A 24,756-nucleotide genomic window follows, 5' to 3' on the forward strand; every position below is an offset into this window, starting at 1 on the left:
AATTCCGCTTTTTATATTCATAGTTGTATCTTGCATACAACTTTAGATTATCTAATCCGATACCTTAATTCAAGTAATCCGACACGGGTCACATAGTGGAAATTGTAAAAAAATGTGACACACAATCTTAAGATGCTGATATTTATAACAATATTATTAATGTTAACGTTTTATGACACTGTTGTTTATCCTGTTTTCACACTTTAGACGGGGTTTGGCGCGCTCCTTGTCATAAGTTTTTTCAATCAGTCGTTTGTTTGCAATGCGCTACCAGCTACTTCTTTGTCGCTATTAGCTGGTTTCTTAATGACTATTAAGTAAACAGTGCCGTGTTTTATGTCAGTGAAGGCTACACGCTATAAGTCCACAGTGGAAAGGCTTTTAAGGTTAGATCTAGGTCGGACCAAGCTGCTTCGCCGAGGCCCTTTCATGGCAAGATCACTTTATCATCACCATTAATAATAGACAGTTTAAGAAAAAGCCCAGCGAATGCTGGGCTTTTTCTGAGCTTAACTTGTTAAGTTAACTAAGTTAGCGTTAGCTGTAACATTTACGCGAAGTTTTTCGCTGCAAAGTCCCAGTTAACAAGCTCCCAGAAGTTTTTCAAGTATTCTGGACGAGCGTTGCGGTAATCCACATAGTAAGCATGCTCCCAAACGTCAACCGTTAGCAATGGTGTCACACCCGCGTCAGTGATTGGCGTATCAGCGTTGCTTGTATTAACGATTTCAAGTGAACCTGCAGAGTTTTTAACTAACCATGTCCAACCTGAACCGAAGTTACCCGCTGCGCTTGCTGTGAACTTCTCTTTAAAGTCTGCGAATGAACCGAACGCTGAGTTAATTGCGTCAGCTAGAGAACCTGAAGGCTCTCCACCGCCGTTAGGGCTTAGGCTGTTCCAGTAGAAAGTGTGGTTCCAAACTTGTGCAGCATTGTTGAACACACCACCTTCAGAAGTACGGATGATGTCTTCTAGCGACTTACCTGCGAAATCAGTACCTTCAATCATCTTGTTCAAGTTAGTCACGTAAGCATTGTGGTGCTTGCCGTAGTGGTAATTGATGGTTTCTTCCGAGATATGTGGTGCTAGTGCATCACGACCATAAGGTAATTCTGGTAGTTCAATTGCCATGTTAATCTCCTGATTAATTCACGCTATAAATATAAAGTCCCCATTCTAACACGATCATTTTACCGACCCAATAGAATATAAATATAAGGATATTAATGGTTTATATAGTCGTAACACGTCGCTCACCAAGGGCATTCTTTTCAATTCCCTCGAAGGCGGGAATCTATAATACTGTCCAATCAAGAAATTCTCGCCTTCGCCGGAATGAAATGCTTTATTTCACACCTGTTTTGACATTTATCCTCATTCGCTTATTATCAGGTGAACCAATAAATTCTATAAGCTAATCTATGAATACTCTTGTTTTGCTCTGCGCCTTTATTATGGGCTTTTCCATCATGACCGTAGAGTTGCTCGGCGGTAAAATTCTTTCGCCTTACTTCGGCGGTAGCGTCTATGTCTGGGGAAGCATTATTACGGTTTTCATGCTCGCGCTCTCTATTGGCTACCTTGTAGGCGGCAAACTGTCTTTAAAAGAACCCAATACGCGAAAGTACGGCGTTATCTTTATAGTTGCCGCGCTAACCAACCTGCCGCTAGTCTTGTGGCACGCAGAGCTTTCGGACTGGGTGTTTATGCAGATTGAAGACCCCCGCTACGGTTCTTTAGTCAGCTCAATTATCTTATTCCTGATACCGACGACGATCATGGGAATGGTCGCCCCCTACTCTGTGCGATTACTCGTCGCCAATGCTGAAAGTAGCGGTCAAACCGCCGGGTTTCTATACTTTGTGTCGACCCTTGGCAGCGCTTTAGGAACCATTATGACGTCCTTCTACCTGGTGCTTTGGTTTGAGATTGATTCAATTCTGTATGGCGTGACCATCGTCTTAGCAATTGTCGGTATCGTTGCTATGCTATTCCCGAAACCTCTACCAAAAGCCGAGAAAGCGGAGCTTATTAATGAATAAATACTTATGGGGCCTGTTGTCAGCAGCTTTCTTCCTATTACTTCTGACGCCCACTTCAAGCAGCGCTAAAATTGTTGAAGAAGAGCGCTCACTGTACCAGAACGTTTATATCGTGAAAGAAGTTGGCATGACCTGCATGCGCTTCCGTAAAAAAAGCCATAACGACCTCAGTCAGTCATGTATTTTCGACAAACACCCGAAAGAGCTGGTGTTTGATTATTACAAGCTCGCCATGGGCGCGACTTTCTTCTTAGACAATCCCGAAGACATGCTGATTATTGGCCTAGGCGGCGGTGTCCTCGTGAATCACTACAAAGAAATCTACCCACAAGCGAACATTACTTCCGTTGAAATTGACGGTGTTGTTGCTGAGATGGCCAAAAAGTACTTTGGCTATACTGATGATGGCGAGCAGTACGATACCCACGTTCGTGATGGGCGCGTTTTTGTTAAGCGTGCATTGCGCAAAGACAGGCGCTATGACTTTATCCTTTTGGATGCTTTTAATAGCGACTATATTCCTGAGCATATGATGACTCAAGAGTACCTAGAAGAAGTTAAAGCTCTACTCAAGCCCGGCGGCATCATCATGGCCAATACTTTCAGCTCTAGCGCGCTGTTCCACCACGAGTCAGCGACTTACCACAAAGTTTTTGGCGACTTATACCAGATCCACTTTGAAGACGAAAAGACCAATCGCGTCATCGTGGTCAGCAACCAATCTCTACCGGAGAAAGAAACATTGCTGCAAAAAGCGAATGATTACAAACCACTACTGTCTCAATACGGCGTTGATACTTTGCGGGTGTTCGATGCGATAAGCGACGAGATCAACTGGGACACTGAAGCAAAAATTCTAACGGATCAATACTCTCCAGCGAACCTTCTCAAGTAATACAATGATTTATAGCGCTTGTCACCCCACTGGCGGGCGCTTGTCGTCACCGTCAATAGCCGGTTTATGGATAATTATCTCCTGAAACAACGACTAGAGAGAAACTCATGATTGTAAAAAAACTACGCGAAAAGAAACAATGGTCACAAGAACAACTTTCAATACTCAGCGGTATTAGTATTCGTACTATTCAACGTATCGAAAGTGGTAACCGCGCCAGTTTAGAATCATTAAAGTCTCTAGCTGCTGTTTTCGAAACTGATATCGAAACATTACAAAAGGAGATTATCGTGATAGATAAAAATACAGAAGAGTGGAAGGCTAAACCTTGGTGGTTAAGATTTAACCTGGTGGGGATCCGAAAGCGTAGCGAGTTAGTTTTTATCGAAAACTTTTGTATTGTATCAGCTCTTTTTAACTGGTTAATTGGGACATTTTCAGAACCAAAATTTTTGCACTTTGCACCAGTACTGTTCATATGTGCTTATTTGTGCACTTGGTTGATACGTAAGGCTGATAAATACAAAGTTTGGTAAATCACTACTCGCAATCAAAAAAGGCGCCTAACCAGCGCCTTTCTTGTCTTGTTTTGCCGAACCATTCCTTATTGAAATAAGTTTTTTTATTTCTAGGCGAGGCGCAGCAAAGGGATGAAAAGACTATTTCTTTAGAGCTTGGTCGAGATCTTCAAGAATATCATCAATATCCTCAACTCCTACTGACAAGCGCACTAAATTATCCAGAATACCAATCTCTTGGCGAATCTCGTGCGGTACAGCGGCGTGAGTCATGATCGCTGGGTGATTCGATAGGCTTTCGATACCACCTAAGCTTTCTGCTAGCGTGAAGACTTTTAGTTTCTTCATGAACTCATGCGAGTTTTTCGCTGCCTCTTCTTCAGTATCACCTTTAACCAGCACTGACACCATGCCACTGAAGCCTTTCATCTGGCTTTTCGCGAGTTCGTGCTGTGGGTGTGACTCTAGGCCTGGGTAGTAGACTTTGTCGATCTGTGGATGGTTGCTTAGGAACTCAGCCACTTTTTGACCGTTTTCGTTATGCTGACGCATACGCAGCGCCAATGTCTTCAAGCCACGAAGCGCTAAATAGCTGTCAAATGGACCTTGAATCGCGCCTGCTGAATTGTGTAAGAACGCCATTTGCTCACGTAATTCATCATTATCACCAACAACCGCAACACCACCAACGATGTCTGAGTGACCGTTTAGGTATTTTGTCGCTGAGTGCATGACGATATCGAAACCAAAATCTAATGGCGTTTGGTTAAATGGTGTGGCGAATGTGTTATCCGCGATAGCGATCAGGTTGTGCTTCTTAGCGAAGTCAGCAATCGCTTTCATATCAACCACTTTCAGCATGGGGTTGGTCGGACTTTCGACCCAAATCATTTTAGTGTTTGGCTTTAGTGCTTTCTCAAGATTGCTTAAGTCAGACAAGTTCTCAAAGCTGAACTCTAGATTTGCCGTACGCTTACGAACCTTGTCGAATAAACGGAAAGTCCCGCCATACAGGTCATCCATGGCGATAACGTGTGAACCCGCATCAAGAAGCTCAAGGATGGTGCTAGTCGCCGCCATACCAGAAGCAAACGCATAACCCTGCTTACCGTTTTCGAGATCAGCGATACAGCGCTCATACGCCATACGCGTTGGGTTCTGACTGCGCGAGTACTCATAGCCTGTATGCTCGCCTGGAGCGGGCTGTGCGTAGGTTGAGGTGGTAAAAATCGGTGGCATCACCGCGCCCGTGATTGGTTCAGGCTTTTGCCCAGCATGAATCACACGGCTGGCAAACTTAAATTTCTTGTCTGACATAAAATACCTATTGGTTATATCGTTTAGCTCTGATTAGCTCGATAATGACTAGATGCATATAACATCTAGTCATTACAGCAAATTTCAAGGGTATGGAGCTTTTATTTCAACGAATAGTGCCCTTTAGAAATCAGGACGATTCTTTTTGGCGAGCTCTTTCTGATATTGCTTAACCTTTCTGAACAAGCTAAATACCTGTTTGTGGAAAGGAATCATCAGTAACACACCGAACCCCATGATAATCCATGGATAATGCGGCCAACTAAAATGTTCAGCCAGCAAGCCAGCGTTCTTCTCATTAATTAAATAGATTTCATAGCCGGCAAACACCACCAGCGCCATGCCTAAAATATCTAATAATAACAACCAGATAGAGATATTAGCAGTGGGTGGTGTTAACGGCTTATCTTGACTCATGATAGAAAACCCTGCTCTTTCATCCACTCATCGTTATACATTTTCGACAAGTAGCGGTTACCCGTATCACAGACAAAAGTCACAACATTCTTCGGTTCCGTTTGATCCTGACAATACTTAAGCGCTGCAGCGACTAGCGTGCCGGTCGAAGAACCGCCCATAATCGACTCTTTCAACATCAACTCACGCGCGGTATTTAGAGATTCTTTATCCGTGACCGTATAAGCTTTTGTAAACAAGCTCATGTCGCAGATATCTGGAATGAAGTCTTCACCAATACCTTCGATCACCCAACTACCCGCTTCCGACATCTCGCCAGTCTCGTGATAATGGGTCAAGATGGAACCGTCAGGATCAGCCAAAACGATGTCCACATTAGGGTTTTGTTCTTTTAAATAGCGGCCGATACCGGTAACGGTACCGCCGGAACCCACGCCAAGAACGATCGCATCAACCTTACCGTCTAATTGATCCCAAATTTCAGGGCCGGTAGTCATGTAATGAGCAGCGATATTTGAAGGATTCGAAAATTGATTAATAAAATACCAGCCATTTTCCTCAGACAATCTTTTGGCGACGTCTTGATAATATTCTGGGTGGCCTTTACCAACATCAGAGCGAGTGCGCATCACTTCCGCGCCAAACGCACGAAGGTTATACTCTTTTTCCATGCTCATTTTATCAGGCATGACAATTTTCAGTTTATAACCTTTCTGCGCTGCAACCATTGCTAAGCCTAGGCCAGTATTACCCGCCGTTGCTTCGATCAAGGTATCGCCAGGCTTAATCCAACCTTCTTTTTCCGCAGTCTCAACCATGGTGATAGCGATGCGGTCTTTAATCGATGCGCCTGGATTTTGTGACTCCAGCTTGCCAAATAATTGGCACTTGCCAGTGTTCATCTTCTGGAATTTGACCATTGGCGTATTGCCAACCATTTCTAGAACATTGTTGTAAACTTTCATACCCTTTCGATATAACCTAACCTGATATTATGTTGGCGCTACTTTAACACATTCGCCGTTTCAATGAACCTATACAAAACGGATCGGTGGCTCCTATTCACTATCTGATCCAACCAGTTGTGCTGAAAGTGACATCCTTATAGCCATAAAGCATACTAATCCCCAACTTAAAATCACATAAAATTATTACAATGCTCGACCGTGCCAGTGTCATCGATCAAAACTTCCTAATCGCACTAAAAACCGCCAAATTTCCGAGTAAACTCAGTAATATACAACCCAGCGTGACGCAGCTGTCACCGCAGGAATTTGTACAACTCTTTGAGTCACAGCTGATCAGTCGTCACCTCGATCTTCGAGCGCGCATTTTAAAAGATCAGGGCATTGGTTTTTATACTATTGGCAGTAGCGGGCACGAAGGTAACGCGGTTCTAGGCAAAGCATTTCGTCATAACGACATGGCTTTCTTGCACTATCGTTCTGGTGCTTTAATGGCAGAACGCTCACGGCAAATACCGAATATTGATCCGATTAGGGACCAAATTCTATCTTTAGTCGCGGCTAAGGATGACCCCATTTCTCAAGGTCGTCATAAAGTTTTCGGCTCGGCCAAACTGTTCGTGCCACCACAAACCAGTACCATCGCCTCTCACTTACCAAAAGCCATGGGCGCGGCTTGGTCGCTAGGTCGAGCACACCGTACTGGTTTTAACGCCACCATCCCAAGTGATGGTGTGATTTTGTGTAACTTTGGTGATGCCAGCTTTAACCACGCTACTTCGCAATCTGCATTTAATGCCGCGCAATACTTAGCGTATAAAGGCGAGCCATTGCCGCTGGTTTACATCTGTGAAGATAATGGCATCGGTATTTCGGTCTCGACTCCGGATAACTGGATTGAAAATAACGTCAAAAATCGACAAAGCATTGAATACATTCAATGTAATGGCTTACATCTTCCGGATGCCTATTTAGCAGCTCAAGAAGCTGAAGAGATTGCGCGTTATGAACGTCGCCCTGTGTTCTTACACATGAAAACGGTTCGCCTCATGGGCCACGCGGGTAACGATACCGAAAGCATGTATCACACCGTTGAGCATATTGAGGCGACTGAAGCCCAAGATCCTTTATTGCATACGGCTCGACTGTGCATAGAAGCGGGTTACCTTTCGACCGATGATATTCTGACGATGTATGAAAGCACGCGCCAAAAAGTCGAAAAAACCGCTGAAGAAGCGATTAAACTGCCTAAGCTCTCCAACGCCGAAGAAGTCTGTGCTTCAGTGGCTCCAGAGCTTCCTCGCGCCGACAAGCCAGCCCTTCCGACACTGAGCAAACGGCATGAACTGTTTGATATAGGTCGTCAGTTCAAGTTTTTAGATAAGCCACGCAGTATGGCGCAACTGATTAACTACGCCCTGACCGACTTGATGGAGCAATACCCGAATATCATCATGTTTGGCGAAGATGTCGGCAAGAAAGGGGGCGTTTATAGCGTCTCGACCAATTTACAAAAGCGTTTTAGCGACAATCGTGTCTTCGACACCATGCTCGATGAAACCAGCATTTTAGGCAATGCTATCGGCGCCGCGCATCTCGGCTATTTGCCGATACCAGAAATTCAGTTTCTAGCTTATACGCACAATGCGGTTGACCAAATTCGTGGTGAAGCTTCGACCTTATCGTTCTTCTCCAACAACCAGTTCACCAACCCAATGGTCATTCGTATCGCTGGCTTAGCGTATCAAAAAGGATTCGGTGGTCACTTTCACAACGACAACTCGATTGCTTTCTTGCGCGAGATTCCCGGCGTTATCTTAGCCTGCCCCTCTCACGGTCAAGATGCTGCGAAAATGCTGCGTGAAGCAGTTCGCTTAGCCGATGAACAGAAACGCGTGGTGATCTTCCTTGAGCCGATTGCGCTCTATCACGCCAAGGACTTGCACGAGACTGGTGATAATGGCTGGCTAGGCATTTACCCCGAGCCCGATCAGGTTATTGATTTTGGCGAACCGGCGCTCTATCCAGCAGAGGGTAAAAAGTCGAGCAAAACCTTAATCATCAGTTACGGCAATGGTCATTACCTGTCACAGCAAGCGCAGAAGATTTTAAAAGACAAATACAAAACTGCGGTAGATGTTATGGATATCCGCTGGTTAGCGCCACTCAATCACCCAGCGATCGCTGACGTTGCAAAGAACTACCAAAACGTTCTAGTGGTCGATGAATGCCGTAAAACCGGCTCCCTAAGCGAAGAACTGATTACTGGCTTAGTCGAGAACATTGATAAAATGCCGAATATTAAACGCATCACTGGACACGATACCTTTATTCCAATTGGCACCTCATGGGAGTTTGTACTTCCTGGGAAAGATGACATCGTCAAGGCTGTAAGAGATTTATAGTATCGACACTGACATAAAAAAGGAGCCGAACGGCTCCTTTTTTATTTTTGAATCATCAGGATTCTAGTGGCTGCTAACCAAAGGTGTAGCTTGATTGAACACCTAAAGGAATACCCAATCCCCAGTACGCCAATAAGAACAAGCTCCAACCAATAAGGAAGGCAATCGAGAACGGTAGCATCATCGCAACCAAAGTTCCGATCCCTGTGTCTTTAACGTATTTCTGGCAATAGACCACAACCAGCGGGAAGTACGGCATAAGTGGTGTAATAATGTTTGAGCTTGAATCACCCACACGGTACGCGGCCTGCGTTAAGTCTGGCGAGATACCCAGTTGCATCAACATTGGGACAAAGATAGGAGCTAACAGCGCCCACTTCGCTGATGACGACCCCACAAACAGGTTGACGAATGCGGTTAGGAAGATAATACCCACAATGGTCACGCCGCTTGGTAATGCCAAAGCTTTCAACACTTGAGCGCCTTCAATCGCCAGTAGCGCGCCAAGGTTTGACTGAGCAAACGCCGCAATAAACAAGGCACAGAAGAATGCCATAACAACGTAATAAGCCATACCTTCCATTGCTTTGGTCATGGCGTCGATCATATCTTTAGACTTCTTAAAAGTGCCTGAAGTAAAACCATAGATGGCGCCAGGAATCCAGAATAGCAAGAAAATCAGTGGCACGATGGATTGCATCAATGGTGCACTAAAATTGGTCAAAGAACCTTCATGACTTAATGGTGAATCTTCAATCAACGATGCCCATGCCAATAAACCTAAACCAGCAATCATGACAGTGGTTGCGATGATGAATGAACGCTTCTCTTCTTTAGTCACAATATCAAACTGAGGCAGATCTTCGGTTTCACCATCAACTTTTGTCTTTTGTAGACGTGGCTCAATGATTTTATCAGTGATATACCAACCGACTAAGATAATGAAAATACTCGATACCGAAGTGAAGAAGTAGTTGTTTAGCGGGTTAACCTGCATCCCTTCTTCGATGATTTGTGCGGAGCTTTGCGTAAAGCTTTGCAACAATGGGTCAATGCCTGAAGGGATAAAGTTTGCACTGAAGCCACCACTTACGCCCGCAAACGCCGCTGCGATACCGGCTAATGGATGACGCCCCATGGCGTAGAAAATCACACCCGCTAACGGAATCACTAACACGTAACCGGCATCAGTAGCCGTGTGGCTGACAATACCCACAAGGATAATCATTGGTGTGAGCAGTGCTTTGGGGGTTCTTTTGAGCATCAACTTGATGCCAGTATTGATATACCCTGAATGCTCTGCAACGCCGACACCGAGCATAGCGACCAAAACCACTCCTAACGGCGCGAAACCTGTAAAGGTCTTAACCATGCTCGATAAGAAGTTGGCTAAAGAGTCGCCTGTTAGTAGGTTTTTCACAACAATCGGATCGCCAGTTCGCGGATCGATGGCTGAAAAGTCTACCCCAGAAAATAGCCACGATAAGATCCATATCGTTATCATAGCCACTAAGAAAATAATGGCTGGGTCAGGAAGCTTGTTCCCAACGCGCTCAATGCCATTCAAAAAACGGGCAATAGCGCCCGTCGGTTGCGCATTATCGTTATTCATTGATTATCCCCAAAATACGTAAACCTGATTTATACCTTAATTAGCTCACCCTCTTCAAGTTTTAAACCCAGATAGTCGCTTCGGTCTAACGTGTCGCTCAAACCAAAGAAAAGCATTGTGTCTTGAAAATCATTGGCTTAAGCCCAATACTTCTTGTAATACCAATTACTTGAGCTCTTCATGTTGCCCTTATACCTATTCCTTCTGGCCTGTGCGGGATTGATTGCATGGATAGCCACATCAACCCTACGTCGACGCAAAAAAAGACAGCAAATCGTCAGTCAGCCCTTCCCCAAAGAATGGCGGCAAATACTGAGGAATAACCTGAGCTTCTTTTATAAAATGCCTACTGACCTGCAGTTACAGCTCAAAGATAAGATGAAAGTCTTTCTATCAGAAAAGGAATTTACAGGACATCAAGGACAAACGATTACCGATGAAGTACGCGTGACCATTGCAGCTCAGGCTTGCTTACTGCTACTCAATCGACACACAGATTATTATCCGTTTCTTCAAACGATCTCCGTTTACCCTGCCGCTTTTATCACAAACCGTGCGACTCAGGATGGCTCAGGCATCCAACAGCGTGACTCAAGAGTATTACTCGGTGAATCATGGAATCGTGGCAAAGTGATACTGTCTTGGAAAGATTCAGCCAGCGGAGGGGCAGACTTTGAGGATGGCCATAACTTAGTGATCCATGAATTCGCCCACCAACTCGACGGTGAGTCAGGAACGACGAATGGCGCGCCACCACTCAGTAAAAAGCAAAGCTATGATCAATGGTCTCAGGTACTGTCCACAGAATTTGAGAAGTTGCGTCAGCAAGCTCAAGGAATTGAGCCGACTCTTATTGATAAATATGGTGCGACCAACCCTGCTGAGTTTTTTGCGGTTTCCAGTGAGGTTTTCTTCGAGCGTCCTCAAGATCTAAAGCAACAGCATCCCGAGCTCTATCGCGAGTTATCGCAATACTACCAAGTCGATCCGAGCAGTTGGTAACACTTACTTCTGCACCTTTATTGGTAGGTGACGTCTGAATGCATCGGCGCTAACTTAGAGAGTAATTCATTTTGAGCCACATAAGGAATCTGCTCTTTCGTCATCGCCTCTCGTAAATGGGTCACCAGCCGATTAAACTCGGCATCGCTGATATCGAGCCCGCGATGCACTTCCTTCATGCTTCCGCCAGTGTATTCACAAGGACCATTCGATACTTTACACAACTGTTCAATCAGGTGAGTGCGGAACAAAAATAGGTCGACATCAACAAAGCGCGGTCTCAACATTGGATCGCTCGCAATCAGTAAGGCCAAATTATCAACCACATTAGCGATACCTTCCTTTTCACCAAGCTGCTGATAAAGGCTCGGTTTTTGGTGATAAGCACAAGACATAACAGCAGAGGATAATACGCCCAAAGCCACCACTAAGAGCCCTGCTCGTAGTTGTCTTAAGATACTAACACTCATTAGAAATACCCTTGGAAGTTAATGTAATAACCCGTTTGGTCAGGCAGACCGGCAATGGTGCCGAGATCCACATAAGCGGCACTGATACTTAAGTTTTTATTCACAAACCAAGCAACAAAGAAATCTTTCCAGCTATCTTCTTCAACAGACGCGAGAACGTTGGGCTGTTGACGGTACTCCATGCCAATGGCCAAGTCTTCTCGGGGTAAAACGGCAAAACTCGCCTCTGCCAGCCACTTCTTTTCACTATTATTGACGTCTCCGAAACCAAGCAGACCATTTTGATTAGCATTGGAGTAACGAGCTGAGGCATTAAATAGCCAGTTATAACCACCGACACCATGTAGGACAAGCTTACTCGCTGCGAGATAGTAATCAGTGCCACTGTCGTCCCTTGCTCCTAGTAGCTGCGGAACGGCGAAGTCTTGATTGTCTTTATGAATAATACCTGCAGAAATCTGAGGCCAACTACCATAAATAATATCGCCATAAAGGCGCGCTTTAACCGAAAAAATCTGCTGCTCAATACTCGTATTTAAAGGAATAACATCTAATGACTGCTTAGTCACAGACACCTCGATTCGGTTGTTATAGCTGACCGAAGCCCCCAATACATCCAAGTCAAAGTCATCGAGTCGTACGGCCGAATAATGACCAGTCGCGCTCCACTCGTCACTACTACTATAACCACTAATCACAGCCCAAGGAGTGATACCACCGCCAGCAGCACCTTCTACGGTGTTGATGCCGCTAGTCGCCAAGATTCGACTGCCTGCCGCCAGATCTGTGCTGTGGAGTCCTACTAAGAAAAAACCAATAAGAAAATAAAGTTTTGTTTTCAACGCATCAGATTCCTATTTTGTGGGAACATCTCGGCCAACAAGTAATGACCTATTAATGCTTAGCTCATCGAAACCGTTTCTTTACTGTTAAACTTCTGAGACCAAGCTTCGAAGTCATCTGCTAATAAGGCTGGTGTATAAAAGTAACCTTGCCCTATATCGCAACCCAGTTTAACCAATTGTTCTTGACAAGCTTCAGTCTCAACCCCTTCCGCGACAACTTTCATTCCAAAACTATGGGCTAAGCCAATAGAGGTTTCGACAATTAGCCTGTCTTCTTCATTACTATCAAAATCAATCACAAAAGATTTGTCAATTTTAAGCTCGTTTGCCGGTACTTTCTTCAGATAACTTAATGAAGAGTAACCCGTACCAAAATCATCAATTGCAATATTAATACCAAGATCCTTGAAAAAATCCATCGACTCCACGGCAAGCTCTGGATCTGACATGATCACGCTTTCGGTAATCTCAAAGGTTAAGTAACGAGGATTAACACGGTATTGCTCCAGTAACGTCCTAACGGTATTTCGGAAGTAGACATCCAATAAGTCGTCCACAGAAATATTCACTGAAACTCTCAGCGCCAGCCCCTTATCTTGCCACACAATAATTTGCTTTATTACTTCCTCTACAACCCAGTCGGTGACGGCCCGGATGTTGCCTGACAACTCTGCTAACTGGATAAATTCTTCTGGAGAAATAAAACCCAGCTCTTTATCTTGCCAGCGAAGTAAAGCTTCAGCTTCTGTGCATTTACCAGTGGCCAAATTCACTTTTGGTTGATACTGAAGGTACATACTACCGTCAGCCATCGACTCTTCAAAAATACCAATAATATGAAGCTGACGCTGGTAGTTTTCGTCCTGACCTTGCTGATACAAAACATAAGATTCTGCGCTACGCTTCGCTTTACTCAACGCAATATCCGCACAGCGCATCATATCGTTAATTGTCTGTGAGCGACTATTCAGATAATAAATCCCTGCCTTTATCTGCACATTGACCGAACTATCGTCGATCGCAATCCCTTGTTGCAACTTTGGTAAAATCTGTCCCGATACTAATTTAGTAATATCGTAATCTGCTGCGACCAAAAACTCGTCGCTGGCTAAACGCGCTTTAAATACATCGTCAGGAAGCGACTTCTCAAGTCGCGCCGCGATTTCTTTTAAAATCAAATCACCGTTTGCATAACCAATCGAGTCATTAATTAATCGGAATTTCTTAATGTTTAAAATAATGAGCGTTCCGTGCCCTTTATCTAGCAACGTTTTTAAATAGTGTTCGGCGGCATTTCGATTTGATAAGCCCGTCAGAATATCGTGAGTATTGTTAAAGACAATTTCCTTCTGACGATCCTTAATATCAACATCCATCTGCTGTAAGGTTGTTGCTAACAAGCTGAGCTCTTTAGTCTTGACGGTTGGCGGCTCAACAGATTCACCTTTACCAATTCCTCTAGCAAAGCGTACTAATTTTTCTACCGGCCGACTGACTTCTTTGGCAAGCCAAATAGAGATACCAATGGCGACAGCCAAAACACCAAGGAAGACCACTAACTGATAGTTTCTCAATTCAAGATATCGTTTTAACCAGCTATCACTAGAGATATACATGTAGCTATATAGTTGAGCTTGTTCAGCTGGGCTCGATAGTGCTGAGACAAACATCAAATCATCGCTTTCTAGACTTGAAAGCCCCGTAATATTGTCTTGAGGTTTATCGCTTGGAGCCTGCGACAACGACATGAAGTGCTGTTGGATATTACCGACTTCCGTTGTGTTATAAGCATTGATAATGTCGCCATTCATCGCCACAAAGCCAACATCCAAATTGGTGATTTGTTTAATTTCCTCAGCAACCGTCTCATCTAATAAAAAGCCCATGCCGACCCAGCCGATGATGGTTGGCGCTTTTACTGGCGCAAACACCACCATATAAGGGTGCTGATTGATAACCATGTTACGACTAAATACTTCGCCATCATTGAGCATGGGTTTTGAGCCACTTAACACACTGTCCATCTCAGAGTCACTGATGGTGGGCGCGGACAACTGTTGTTGGAGCTGGTTATCGGTCAAAAACACCAAGTCAGCTTGGATCCGGCGGGTATGGTTATCCAGAGCCGTTGCTAACGTCGCTCTATCTTGAGTAGCTACCGCTGATTTAAAGCCAAAGTCAGAAACAATAACTTGCATCGCAGAACGATACTGCGATTCTTTTTGCTGCAGAACTTCCTGCAAAATCTTTGCGCCGACTTCTACAGACTGAATTGCCTGTTCTTGTGACAGCGAGCGAGTTACTTGAAGGGTTGCGATGGAAGAACCGACCTGGATTAAAGACAGGGCCAGAACAATCAGTAAGATGAGCTTTCCACGATAGCTCTTAATCATGGAGTGTCCTTAAACAAATCTTGCCACTTATTTTCCGGTGGCGAAGGCTTCTCCTTTTCCTCAATATTAAACGTCAGTTTAATACTCTTACTATTTTCACTGAGTACGATTTCTTTCTGCTCAAAGGCTTCTAATTGCCATGGGTGCCATAACTTAAGTTGATAGGTACCCTTCGGTAATTGTTGGACTTGGACACGGCCGTCATCTTTAGTGACCCCCATCCATGGACTACCACCGACATAGATATAAGCCTGCATGTAATCATGAATGTTACAGCCTATCGCGACCACACCGGCTTTATTGAATTGAATGGTGGTATCGGGACTTCCGACATACAACTTTAACTCGAACGTTTTTGCCTTAGAAAAAGAATAAACATGGTGGCGGGTTTTATCATAATTGGGAAATGCGACACTGCTTCCAACAGTAACGGCACTCACGAAAGGAACGAAAGTCCGGTTACGTTGACCTATTTCGTGTGACTCATCGTTTTTTTGTGAAGCCTCTGAGCTTGGTTCTTCAGCCAGTTTCTGCGGTAGTAACTCGATGACTACATCGTCCACTGGTTGTTGTTTATCATTCACCACAGTGATAGACAAACTACTAGCCTCGACCGATAAAGCTAGCCCCCCTAAGAAACCAATACACAAGCTTTTCATCGCTAGTTTAATTTTCATACATTCACTATGCCTAATTATGAAGATTTTGGCAATATTTTCTAATCATAATTCTTGACCACAGGCGTAACCAGAAGCCCACGCCCACTGAAAGTTAAAGCCGCCTAAGTGACCTGTCACATCGAGAACTTCACCAATAAAATACAACCCAGAGACTTTTTTTGCTTCAAATGTTTTTGAAGATACTTCATTGGTACTAACACCTCCTAGGGTCACCTCAGCGGTTCGATAGCCTTCCGTGCCCGTAGGTTTAAGCTGCCATGATTGGCATTGTTTCGCTATTGCTTGCAGCACGTCGTTTGACAGTTCAGCTAAGGGTTTTTCCTTGTGGTCAGCAAACCATAGTTCGGTCAGTCGATCTGCAAGTTTTTTAGTCAAGGTTTCAGCCAACACCGTATTGATATGAGCTTTAGGGCGATCTTTTTGCTGATGTTTTAAATGTTCATAAAGATCGACGTTAGGAAGCAAATTAATCTCAACACTATCACCCGGACGCCAATACGAAGATATTTGTAGAATCGATGGCCCACTTAAGCCTCGATGAGTAAAGAGGATGTTTTCACTAAACTGCATACCGTTACAGCTGACTATCGCCTCTGCGGATGTTCCCGATAATCCTTCAAACTGCTCTAGTAAATTGGGGCTTAAAGTAAACGGGACTAACCCAGCAGTGGTCGGCAAGGTTTCAAGACCGTACTGCTTGGCAATGTCGTAACCAAAGCCCGTTGCCCCCATCGTCGGAATAGATAAGCCTCCTGTGGCAATAACTAATTTAGAGCAGGCCCACTTGCCTTGAGTAGTAGTGAGTAAAAAGCCTTCATCTTGACGTTGTATCTTTTCAATTGAACAGTGTGTACGAACTTCAGAACCTACCGCGGCACATTCATCCAATAACATGTTGACGATGTCTTTTGCCTTGTTATCACAAAACAGTTGGCCCAACTTTTTTTCATGATAGGGAATGCCATGCTTCTCAACCATTCCAATAAAATCCCACTGAGTAAAGCGACTCAACGCCGACTTACAGAAGTGCTCATTCTCGGACAGAAAATTGGTTGGCTCGGTGTAATAGTTAGTAAAGTTACAACGGCCACCACCAGACATCAGAATCTTTTTGCCGACCTTGTTAGCATGGTCAAGAACAGTTACCGATTTCCCTCGACCTCCAGCACTGATCGCACACATGAGCCCTGCGGCTCCTGCGCCAATAATAATAACATCGCGTTTTTGCATGGCTGGTAACTCGAAATCGACTGGAAAAATATGAGCAGAATTCTATCATCTATGGCATCATCTGCACATTAAAAGCAGTTGGTTCAATTTATGAAGTTTTTGATGTCCACAGGCGTACTCTATACCTTATGCGTTCTAATTTGGGGGAGTACTTGGTTTGCTATTGAGTATCAGCTAGACGGTGTGGCACATGAATACTCGACGTTCTATCGTTTTGCTCTAGCCGCTTTTTTGCTTTGGGTTTATTGCTTAATCAAGAAATTACCACTTCGGTTTAATCGGCTTCAACATTTATGGTTGATTTTACTGGGCATCTGTATGTTCAGTCTTAACTATGTACTGCTCTACAATGCCCAAGAATACCTGAGTTCAGCGATGGCCTCAGTGATATTTTCATCAGTGCTGATTGTTAACATCATCAACTCCAGAATTTTCTTTAAAACCCCCATTACACCAAGACTGGCGATAGGCTCAGCCTTAGGCTTAATCGGTATGGTCTTTATTTTTTGGGATGAGTTAACAGACTTTAGCCTAGAAAATACAGCGGTTCTCGGCCTCACCTTAGCCATTTTAGGCGTACTGGCGGCGTCTATTGGAAACCTAGTCTCTGTGCAGACCCAAAAATACGATCTACCCGTGATCCAAATGAATACCTACGGCATGGCTTATGGCGCCTTATTCAGTCTGGCAGTTGGCTTAGTACAAGGTAAAGACATGACCTATAACTGGTCGGCGTCTTATAACATCAGTTTGGTTTATCTCGCCTTATTCGGCTCAGTCTTTGCCTTCGGTTGTTATCTCACGCTGCTTAGGCGTATTGGCGTTCATAAAGCGTCTTACGCGGTGGTGTTATTTCCTGCGGTCGCTTTGATTATTTCAACCTTGTTTGAGGGATTTCAGTGGACTTGGACTGTTGCTGTAGGGATTCTTCTCATTGCGATTGGTAATGTGTTTGTTATCAACCGTCGGGATCTTAAAAAAGCTTAAGACCCCAATGGAAATAACCGAGTTTAGTGATAGCGTCGCTTCCAACCTATTAAGCCGAATAGGCTCAATAACGTAACTAATGACCAGGAGAAACTGCCGCCTCCACCACCGCTAGACTGCGGCTCTGTAAGCGTTAACCCTTGATTAGAAACTGATAAGTTGTAAGAAGAATCAATACCACCAGAGTCACCGGCTTGGCCATCTGAGTTTTCATAACGTATCCATGCTCCAGAATTCCAGTCAACCACGGTTGAAGGATCAGCATCCAGCGATAATCCCGCCAGATCCTGTGCCGAAATATTGATGGCAATGGACGTTGAGCCCGCGTTTGAACTGACAGGGATATCAGTAGGCAGGGTAAAGTCCACTTTAAATGCATCATCATGGTATTGATCAAAGGAGAAACCATCAACGTCAGCATTTAGCCAGTTGCTGTTCGAGACGCTGATATTACGTGTAAAGTTGCCGCTACCACCGTTTCCTGAAATCGAGACTGACGGCCTTAAAGTAGCAGACTGTCCAGTGTACTGGGTAATACTCCCTGAGCTATTACGAACGCGCATCGGCTTACTAAAGCTAACGTACAGCGAGTAAGTTTCTCCTCCATTAAGCGTGTTATTGGTCGCCACATTTAAGTTACGTCCTGTATTACCACTGCTCCAACTCGCCGCATAAACATCATTGCCATCACTATCAACTAATCGCACATTGGTCACATGGGCTGGCCCGGCTTGATGATAAAACATCAATATTTGTGCTGGCGCTAACTGGTCACGAGTTCGTCCGATTTCGCTGTCTGGCATAATAAAGCCGGAGTGACTGGCCCCTGTTCCACCGTAAAAAGCACCGCCGTTGGGCTCATTCGCAAAACCTTGTGGTGGCTCAATCTCAAGGGTCCAAGTCGGAATTAAATCGGTGTATGCGAAATAATCGGCTGTCGTTGGAATACCGCTACCGACTTGATCGATCACTGGAAAATAGTTTGCGCCTTGCGCTTGGGTCGTACTTTGAAACTTCGAGGCCAAACTATTGGTAATAGCGTTGCGTCGGGTATTACTTGGTTGAGGGACAAATAAAACTCGAGAAAAAGAGTGTGTATCTTGATAAAAACGCAGTCGATTTCTTGGCCCCAGTTGTGCAGCAGCCAATAGCGCCTGAGTCTCGGACTCGGACTGCGCCGAAGGCCCACCGTAAATCAAGCTCGATGGAGTACTGTTATCAGGTTGAACGCCGAAAAACACGGTACCATTCCGGTTTAAATCCACACCATTGAGACGATCACCTTCAGTTGATAACACCTCATCAACATTCGGCATATTTTTTCGACGCATCCGCCCATCTCGTGGTTGGGCAAACTTTTGAGCTGGCGACGAGCTGGCATTAGTACCCGGCGTTTGAGTCACTTGTGTTGGGAAGCGCTGAGTTTGTAAAAAACCATCGACATTCATCACTGGTAAAATGACAATGTTGGTATTGTCTAACAAATACTGAACAACACTCTGATCGTTTTTCTTTTCAGCTAACTGCTCCATTAACTCAGTAACAACTTCTGGACTTTGCCACTCACGAGCGTGAATCGTGCCATTAATAAAAAATGCAGCTTCAGTCTGACCGTTATTCGTTTGATTATCAGCATCACTGAATAAGTAAGCATAAATATCACGACTATTCTCAGTTTGACCTACAATCGTGCTGCTAATTTCTGCGTGAGTGACGGCCAACGATTGATGTTGACTGTGCAGGCTATCGTAAGTTCGAAAACCATCTACCGCGGTAAGCGAGTCCACAGGTATTGGTACTGGATAACCAATAGCTAACTCATTACTTGAATTGGTGTTTTCAGTATAATTTAAAACTTCTGCTCGGCTTGTGTTAGCAGTGATTAATGCCATAGAAACCAAGGCTGCGGCAGCCTTGAACTTTGTTGTTATTGTAACCATGACGCAACCTCCGCTCTCATATCACTGTACTGAATATACCCTTTGTCCAAAATATCCTTTAGTACCGCTCTTGACTCTGAATTATCAGTCAGCTTTAGTACCAACAAGTTGTTTGCAGTAAATGTTCTCGAACTTTTATTGTGCTTGAGGTTATTCACTATGACCGAATAATCAGGGTGCGTTTTATTCACTCTCGATATCGCTAATGCACTGCTCGCACCCAACGCTGCATCCGATAGGTTTGAATATAAGACATGATTATTTCTTACGCTTGATGCTAATTGCCCATACTGAATAATCGCTTGTGATGCCAAGTCTGTTTTGCCGTTGATTTGCTCACTCAATAACGCTTCTTGTTCAGCGTCACTAAAAAAACGATGCAACTGGGTCAATAGTTGATGTTTATGTGGTGAGCGAATTGATGCGTTAAGTACTGCTTGAGCAGCCTCAAAGTCACTCGCCTCTTCAGCTATCGTTTTTAATAACAGTAAACTTTGCTGAGCTCCGTCACCGACTTCAATGGCTTCACGATACCCTTTCACCAGCAAGTGGGTTGTCGTTGGCGTTAATTGAGAATGTGTTATTAATAGCTGTCTAGCCGCTTCCGTATCTACTGCAGAGCCCATGCTTTGACGGACAAAAAGTTCAGGAGATGTCGATAACTGTGAGGACAACTGTTGCTTTTGTGTATTAACATCATGCAAGAAAAGCTTATGACTAGCCAATGAAGCCACATCAAAAACAGGGGTCGCTATCGGGCCTTCTGGATGTTTTTGATAGGCCAGAGGTTTATGCTTGGATGCTTCGCGTAAGAAATCCAAGTCACTTTGGGCAACTGATTCTAGGCTGGTTTGCTGAACTTTCTGATAGAGTAAATAATCTTTTTCTAAAAAACTTTTACCCGTTAAGTTTAGCTCGTGACCTTTTTGCCACTGTTCGTCACCGCTTTTTACCTGCGCTACCTGGCGATCAGTATAAAGCTGACTAGAAGGAACTTCCGAGAGCAGCAAAGGCCCTTTTTCAACGCTATGGGCCTGACTCGCCAAGAGCAAGCTCAACGGTATAGCCAGCGCCTTCATTGTTCGATTTATCATACAGTTACCTCAAAGTACTATTTACATAACTCCACTAGTTTAGACCACTTCCAACCCTGTAAGTTTTGCATTTACGTGAGTTTTTTAGGGTCCAAAATACGCGCTAATTCTTTCTTCGACAAGTTCGTTAACTCGACAGCTACATCCAGAATGCTTCGCTCTTCCTTACGTGCTCTATAAACCACTTCAGACGCCTTTTCGTAACCTATTTCAGGCGCTAGTGCCGTCGCTAAAATCGCATTCTTGCTTAACTGCTGTTCCAAGAAATCTGTGTTCGGCTCAAAATCATTAATGGTCACAGCAATTTGTGAAGCCGCATTGGCGGATAACTCTAGCGACTGATGCAAGTTATAAGCAATCATTGGCAACATGACATTTAACTGAAAATTTCCGGCCTGAGCACCAACAGTTATGCTGGTGTGATTCCCCATGATCTGAGCAGCCGCCATGGTTACCGCTTCAGGCACAACAGGGTTCACTTTACCCGGCATGATGCTGCTACCCGGTTGAATCGCTTTTAAGCGAACTTCACCTAACCCGCTGACGGGGCCACTATTCATCCAACGCAAATCATTACTGATTTTCATTAACGCGGTGGCAAGCGTGTTTAAAATCCCTGAAACGGCAACACTGTTATCTTGTCCCGCGATACTGGCAAAAGCATTGCCAGACTTCTTGTAAGGAAGTCCCGTTTTCGACTTTAAATTTTTAGCAAATTGCGCTCTGAACTTTTTAGAGCTGTTAATCCCTGTCCCAATGGCTGTCCCGCCTTGTGCCAATTCACTGATTTGAGGAATGATGTTCTTAAGATTCTTTAAGGACAGTTCTATCTGGTAAGCCCAAGCAGAGAGTTCTTGCTGCATAGTTAAGGGCATCGCATCCATCAAGTGAGTGCGGCCTGTTTTGACCACTGATTTCAGTGATTGCCCTTTTGCATTAATGACATTAATCAGTTTCTCAAGCGCTGGTGTTAGCTTTTCAACGAGGTGTTCCGTCGCCATCATTGAAATAGCCGTCGGGATCACATCGTTACTGCTTTGGCCCATATTAACGTCATCATTAGGGTGAATGCTGGTACGTTTGTTTGACGCTAAATGGGCCACGACCTCATTCACATTCATGTTAGTACTGGTACCGGAACCCGTCTGAAAGACGTCAATGGGAAAGTTTTGCTGGTTGATTAAATCATTGCGCAATAACTGTTTAGTTGCTTTAACAATGGCCTCGGATTTGGTTTTTGATAACTCACCAAGCTCACGGTTTGTTTCAGCGGCCGTTTGCTTGATGAGAATAATTTGTCGAATAAAGTCAGGTGGGAGGGTTAGAGAGCTGATCGTGAAATTATTGACAGCTCTTTGGGTTTGCGCGGCATATAAAGCATCTTTTGGAACCTTAACGTGTCCCATGCTATCTTTTTCTGTTCGAAAGTTTTTAACGCCAGTTTTGTTAGCCAAGGTAGCCTCCTTCTATTGAATGAAGTCAAAGTGATGCCCACCGTTCAGCTGCTGATTAAAAATGCGGGGGCACCTCATCACTTGGATTAAAGGGTTTATTCGGAAGATGAGCCTCAATATCTTGTATCTTATCGCCAATCATCGAAAACCTAGCTTGCATTAATCGTATAACTTCGTCTTGTTTAGTGACGATACGGTTCAGTTGTTCAATCGTATCGTCCTGAAAAGCAGCTTTGGTTTGAAGCTCATCTATCTGATGTTGTAAAGATTCCAGTGTACTCATTGTTACCAGTTGGTGAGATTAGGCTTCCTCAAGTTTTACCATGCGGGTACCTAAAATAAAAGCAACAATGCCAATCGCTAATAAAATTGATACAGGAGTCATCATTTCGCTGTAACTAAAGTCCCGCCAAATAGCGCCCTCAAAGGCCACAATAGCCCACTTAACCGGACTAAAATTACTGATCGCCTGCATCCAACCCGGCATCACAAAAAGCGGTATCATGGCACCGCCAATCATTCCCATCATGACCAAAAACGCATTGGTAATACCCGCCACTGAACGCTCGGTTTTAGCCATAGATGCGAATAACATCATAAGCCCGACAAAACAAACACCCGACGCAATCGCCGCGATGATTAATTTTGGTAAATTAAATCGCACTCCTAGAATAAAGTAAGCAACTACGAACAGCATCGTAACCACAGCTATTTGTGCGGCAAAACAACCGAGCGCTTTGCCCGCGACAATTTGTGTGCGACTAATGGGCGCGACAATTAAGCGGTTCATTGTTCCAAGCGTTTTTTCTTGTACTAAACTGATGGCAAAGCCAATAACACACCCCATGATCGCCCAAATAACGCCCTGTGGAATAGTAATGGCGTAAGCATTCTTTGGTCCCGAACGCTTCACCACTTCTTCTTGCTTTGTAACCTTTAGCGGCATCATCGGATTAGCGTCACCGCTCGCCCCAAAACTTAAGCTCTGACCATTGCTCGTTTCTTGATCCGTTAGTTGCTTCATTTTTGGCAAATAATCACTCAATAAAGACTTCCATTCATCGGGAATATCGTCGCTCTGCTGTATTTGTGAGATTGAGGCATCCAATTGCTCTGACATTGCCATAGGATCTGAGAAAGCTTGTTCAAAGCGCTTGATTCCAAGTTTCATCAATGACCCTTCAAGGTAACCGGCCTCAGCTTTGCGAGAAGGATCGATACCAACAAGAATTTCTGGCGGGTTACCTGAAAACACACCTTTGTAATCATCGCCAAAACCGGCTGGGAGGATAAAATAAGCCACTCGCTTACCGCGACGGACTAGGTCTTTGGCTTTTTCTTCCGTGGCCAACGTAACGCTAAATTCTTCAGCAGCTTCTATATCCGCAATAAAAGCTTGCGAATACTCGGTTTGATCGAGATCAACCACAGCTACTTTTAAAGCTTTAGAACCGCTGCCGCCACTTGAAAAGATTGAACCAAAAATAAAAGCAAACACAAGTGGGAACACAAAGGTAAAAAACACTGCCATTTTATCCCTAAAAAGCAATTTAATATCCTTCTTCATCAAAGCGATAATTTTTTTCATACAGTAACCCCTTAGTCCCTAAGCTGTCTGCCGGTTAAGTTTAAAAATACCGTCTCAAGATCTGGGCGATTCATAGAAATATCGTAAACACGATCGGTCGATTTTAATGCCTGAATTAAATCTTGAGAGACATCCCCGGATTTGAATTGCTTAATACCTTGATCCGAACTGATACTAATTTGAGTGTCGCCACCATGACTTTTAAGCAACTCATCAACCGTTCCTAGCGCTAATAACTGACCGTGATCGATGATGCCCACTTGATCGCAAAGTTTTTGCGCTTCTTCCATATAATGAGTTGTGTAGATAATCGTTTTGCCGAGTTCTTTAAGTTCCAAAACATTATCAAACAACTTATTTCTCGACTGTGGATCAACGCCAGCTGTCGGTTCATCCATAAAAATATAATCCGGATCATGTAACAAAGATGCGGCTAAATTTAGACGTCTTTTCATACCGCCAGAAAAACCTGACACCCGATCATTTGCGCGCTCCTGCAAGCTCACAAATTCTAACGCCCAATCCATACGATCACTTAAATCTTTGCTTGGGATATCATAAAGTGATGCGAAAAAACTGAGATTATCAATGGCGGTTAATTCTTCATAAAGCGCAATACTTTGTGGAATTAAGCCAATTTTATAGCGGGCTTCTTTCGATTGAGGATTAAGTCCAGCGAGACTAACCGAGCCTGAGTCACAGTCAATCAACCCAGTCATGATAGAAATACTGGTACTTTTCCCGGCACCGTTTGGCCCGAGAAGCCCAAAGATTTGCCCCTGTTGAATATCAAGCGAAATGTCGTTGACGGCATGGATACTGCCAAAGTGTTTATGTAAGGCTTGAACTTGAATCATTCCTTTTCCCTGTCGTTATTTATTGCATCTAATTTACATTAGAT

22 protein-coding genes are annotated in these 24,756 nt (G+C 44.2%); 6 read left to right on the plus strand and 16 right to left on the minus strand.

Going from position 1 to position 24,756, the window contains the following annotated elements:
• Positions 1-550: 550 nt before the first annotated feature.
• Complete coding sequence (gene sodB / locus ABD943_RS02605; protein ID WP_345291630.1) at positions 551-1,132, minus strand: superoxide dismutase [Fe]; 582 nt, start codon at positions 1,130-1,132, stop codon at positions 551-553.
• Positions 1,133-1,422: 290 nt separating this feature from the next.
• On the opposite strand from sodB, the gene ABD943_RS02610 reads away from it, so the two are divergent.
• The 3 genes from ABD943_RS02610 to ABD943_RS02620 all read left to right on the plus strand — a co-directional run bounded on the left by ABD943_RS02610 (position 1,423) and on the right by ABD943_RS02620 (position 3,474).
• On the plus strand, positions 1,423-2,043 hold the full coding sequence (locus tag ABD943_RS02610; protein ID WP_345291631.1) for a fused MFS/spermidine synthase: 621 nt from the start codon (positions 1,423-1,425) through the stop codon (positions 2,041-2,043).
• A complete protein-coding gene (locus ABD943_RS02615; protein ID WP_345291632.1) occupies positions 2,036-2,938 on the plus strand; it encodes a spermidine synthase in 903 nt (300 codons plus the stop codon). The genes ABD943_RS02610 and ABD943_RS02615 overlap by 8 nt, the downstream gene beginning before the upstream one ends.
• 107 nt (positions 2,939-3,045) lie before the next feature.
• Positions 3,046-3,474, plus strand: a complete 429-nt coding sequence (locus ABD943_RS02620) for a helix-turn-helix domain-containing protein (protein WP_425559451.1) — start codon at positions 3,046-3,048, stop codon at positions 3,472-3,474.
• A gap of 123 nt (positions 3,475-3,597) precedes the next feature.
• Here the strand turns inward: ABD943_RS02620 and ABD943_RS02625 are convergent, their stop codons facing one another.
• From ABD943_RS02625 to ABD943_RS02635, 3 genes are all read right to left on the minus strand, one after another.
• Positions 3,598-4,773: a trans-sulfuration enzyme family protein gene (locus ABD943_RS02625; RefSeq protein ID WP_345291633.1), complete on the minus strand. Its 1,176-nt coding sequence runs from the start codon at positions 4,771-4,773 to the stop codon at positions 3,598-3,600.
• A 123-nt stretch (positions 4,774-4,896) separates the two neighbouring features.
• Complete coding sequence (locus ABD943_RS02630) at positions 4,897-5,190, minus strand: hypothetical protein (RefSeq protein WP_345291634.1); 294 nt, start codon at positions 5,188-5,190, stop codon at positions 4,897-4,899.
• A complete protein-coding gene (locus ABD943_RS02635) occupies positions 5,187-6,155 on the minus strand; it encodes a PLP-dependent cysteine synthase family protein (protein WP_345291635.1) in 969 nt (322 codons plus the stop codon). The genes ABD943_RS02630 and ABD943_RS02635 overlap by 4 nt, the downstream gene beginning before the upstream one ends.
• A gap of 191 nt (positions 6,156-6,346) precedes the next feature.
• Here ABD943_RS02635 and ABD943_RS02640 point away from each other — a divergent pair, with 191 nt between their 5' ends.
• Positions 6,347-8,560: a thiamine pyrophosphate-dependent enzyme gene (locus tag ABD943_RS02640; RefSeq protein ID WP_345291636.1), complete on the plus strand. Its 2,214-nt coding sequence runs from the start codon at positions 6,347-6,349 to the stop codon at positions 8,558-8,560.
• A 73-nt stretch (positions 8,561-8,633) separates the two neighbouring features.
• On the opposite strand, the gene ABD943_RS02645 is transcribed toward ABD943_RS02640, so the two are convergent.
• Positions 8,634-10,172 (minus strand): AbgT family transporter, encoded by a 1,539-nt coding sequence (locus ABD943_RS02645; protein ID WP_345291637.1) that lies wholly within the window; start codon positions 10,170-10,172, stop codon positions 8,634-8,636.
• Between the two features lie 180 nt (positions 10,173-10,352).
• Here ABD943_RS02645 and ABD943_RS02650 point away from each other — a divergent pair, with 180 nt between their 5' ends.
• Positions 10,353-11,174: a M90 family metallopeptidase gene (locus ABD943_RS02650; RefSeq protein ID WP_345291638.1), complete on the plus strand. Its 822-nt coding sequence runs from the start codon at positions 10,353-10,355 to the stop codon at positions 11,172-11,174.
• A 17-nt stretch (positions 11,175-11,191) separates the two neighbouring features.
• Here the strand turns inward: ABD943_RS02650 and ABD943_RS02655 are convergent, their stop codons facing one another.
• From ABD943_RS02655 to ABD943_RS02675, 5 genes are read right to left on the minus strand one after another with little or no spacing between them, the layout of a single operon-like run.
• A complete protein-coding gene (locus ABD943_RS02655; RefSeq protein WP_345291639.1) occupies positions 11,192-11,644 on the minus strand; it encodes a group I truncated hemoglobin in 453 nt (150 codons plus the stop codon).
• On the minus strand, positions 11,644-12,486 hold the full coding sequence (locus ABD943_RS02660) for a DUF3034 family protein (RefSeq protein ID WP_345291640.1): 843 nt from the start codon (positions 12,484-12,486) through the stop codon (positions 11,644-11,646). The genes ABD943_RS02655 and ABD943_RS02660 overlap by 1 nt, the downstream gene beginning before the upstream one ends.
• 59 nt (positions 12,487-12,545) lie before the next feature.
• The gene (locus tag ABD943_RS02665) at positions 12,546-14,882 is read right to left on the minus strand and encodes a bifunctional diguanylate cyclase/phosphodiesterase (RefSeq protein WP_345291641.1); all 2,337 of its coding nucleotides are present in this window, start codon (positions 14,880-14,882) and stop codon (positions 12,546-12,548) included.
• Positions 14,879-15,559 (minus strand): methylamine utilization protein, encoded by a 681-nt coding sequence (locus ABD943_RS02670; protein ID WP_345291642.1) that lies wholly within the window; start codon positions 15,557-15,559, stop codon positions 14,879-14,881. The genes ABD943_RS02665 and ABD943_RS02670 overlap by 4 nt, the downstream gene beginning before the upstream one ends.
• 45 nt (positions 15,560-15,604) lie before the next feature.
• Positions 15,605-16,792, minus strand: coding sequence for a BaiN/RdsA family NAD(P)/FAD-dependent oxidoreductase (locus ABD943_RS02675; RefSeq protein WP_345291643.1), 1,188 nt, complete (start codon positions 16,790-16,792; stop codon positions 15,605-15,607).
• A 90-nt stretch (positions 16,793-16,882) separates the two neighbouring features.
• On the opposite strand from ABD943_RS02675, the gene ABD943_RS02680 reads away from it, so the two are divergent.
• Positions 16,883-17,779 (plus strand): DMT family transporter, encoded by an 897-nt coding sequence (locus ABD943_RS02680; RefSeq protein ID WP_345291644.1) that lies wholly within the window; start codon positions 16,883-16,885, stop codon positions 17,777-17,779.
• Positions 17,780-17,802: 23 nt separating this feature from the next.
• Here the strand turns inward: ABD943_RS02680 and ABD943_RS02685 are convergent, their stop codons facing one another.
• The 6 genes from ABD943_RS02685 to ABD943_RS02710 all read right to left on the minus strand — a co-directional run bounded on the left by ABD943_RS02685 (position 17,803) and on the right by ABD943_RS02710 (position 24,712).
• Positions 17,803-19,719: a M14 family metallopeptidase gene (locus tag ABD943_RS02685; protein ID WP_345291645.1), complete on the minus strand. Its 1,917-nt coding sequence runs from the start codon at positions 19,717-19,719 to the stop codon at positions 17,803-17,805.
• Positions 19,707-20,813, minus strand: a complete 1,107-nt coding sequence (locus ABD943_RS02690; RefSeq protein ID WP_345291646.1) for a hypothetical protein — start codon at positions 20,811-20,813, stop codon at positions 19,707-19,709. The genes ABD943_RS02685 and ABD943_RS02690 overlap by 13 nt, the downstream gene beginning before the upstream one ends.
• Before the next feature lie 71 nt (positions 20,814-20,884).
• Positions 20,885-22,219 (minus strand): class II fumarate hydratase, encoded by a 1,335-nt coding sequence (locus ABD943_RS02695; RefSeq protein WP_345292677.1) that lies wholly within the window; start codon positions 22,217-22,219, stop codon positions 20,885-20,887.
• Positions 22,220-22,322: 103 nt separating this feature from the next.
• Positions 22,323-22,550, minus strand: coding sequence for a SlyX family protein (locus ABD943_RS02700; RefSeq protein ID WP_345291647.1), 228 nt, complete (start codon positions 22,548-22,550; stop codon positions 22,323-22,325).
• An 18-nt stretch (positions 22,551-22,568) separates the two neighbouring features.
• Positions 22,569-23,855, minus strand: a complete 1,287-nt coding sequence (locus tag ABD943_RS02705; RefSeq protein ID WP_345291648.1) for an ABC transporter permease — start codon at positions 23,853-23,855, stop codon at positions 22,569-22,571.
• 11 nt (positions 23,856-23,866) lie between these two features.
• On the minus strand, positions 23,867-24,712 hold the full coding sequence (locus ABD943_RS02710) for an ABC transporter ATP-binding protein (RefSeq protein WP_345291649.1): 846 nt from the start codon (positions 24,710-24,712) through the stop codon (positions 23,867-23,869).
• Positions 24,713-24,756: the final 44 nt, after the last annotated feature.

The sequence above is a fragment of the Kangiella marina genome (assembly GCF_039541235.1).
Taxonomy (GTDB): domain Bacteria; phylum Pseudomonadota; class Gammaproteobacteria; order Enterobacterales; family Kangiellaceae; genus Kangiella; species Kangiella marina.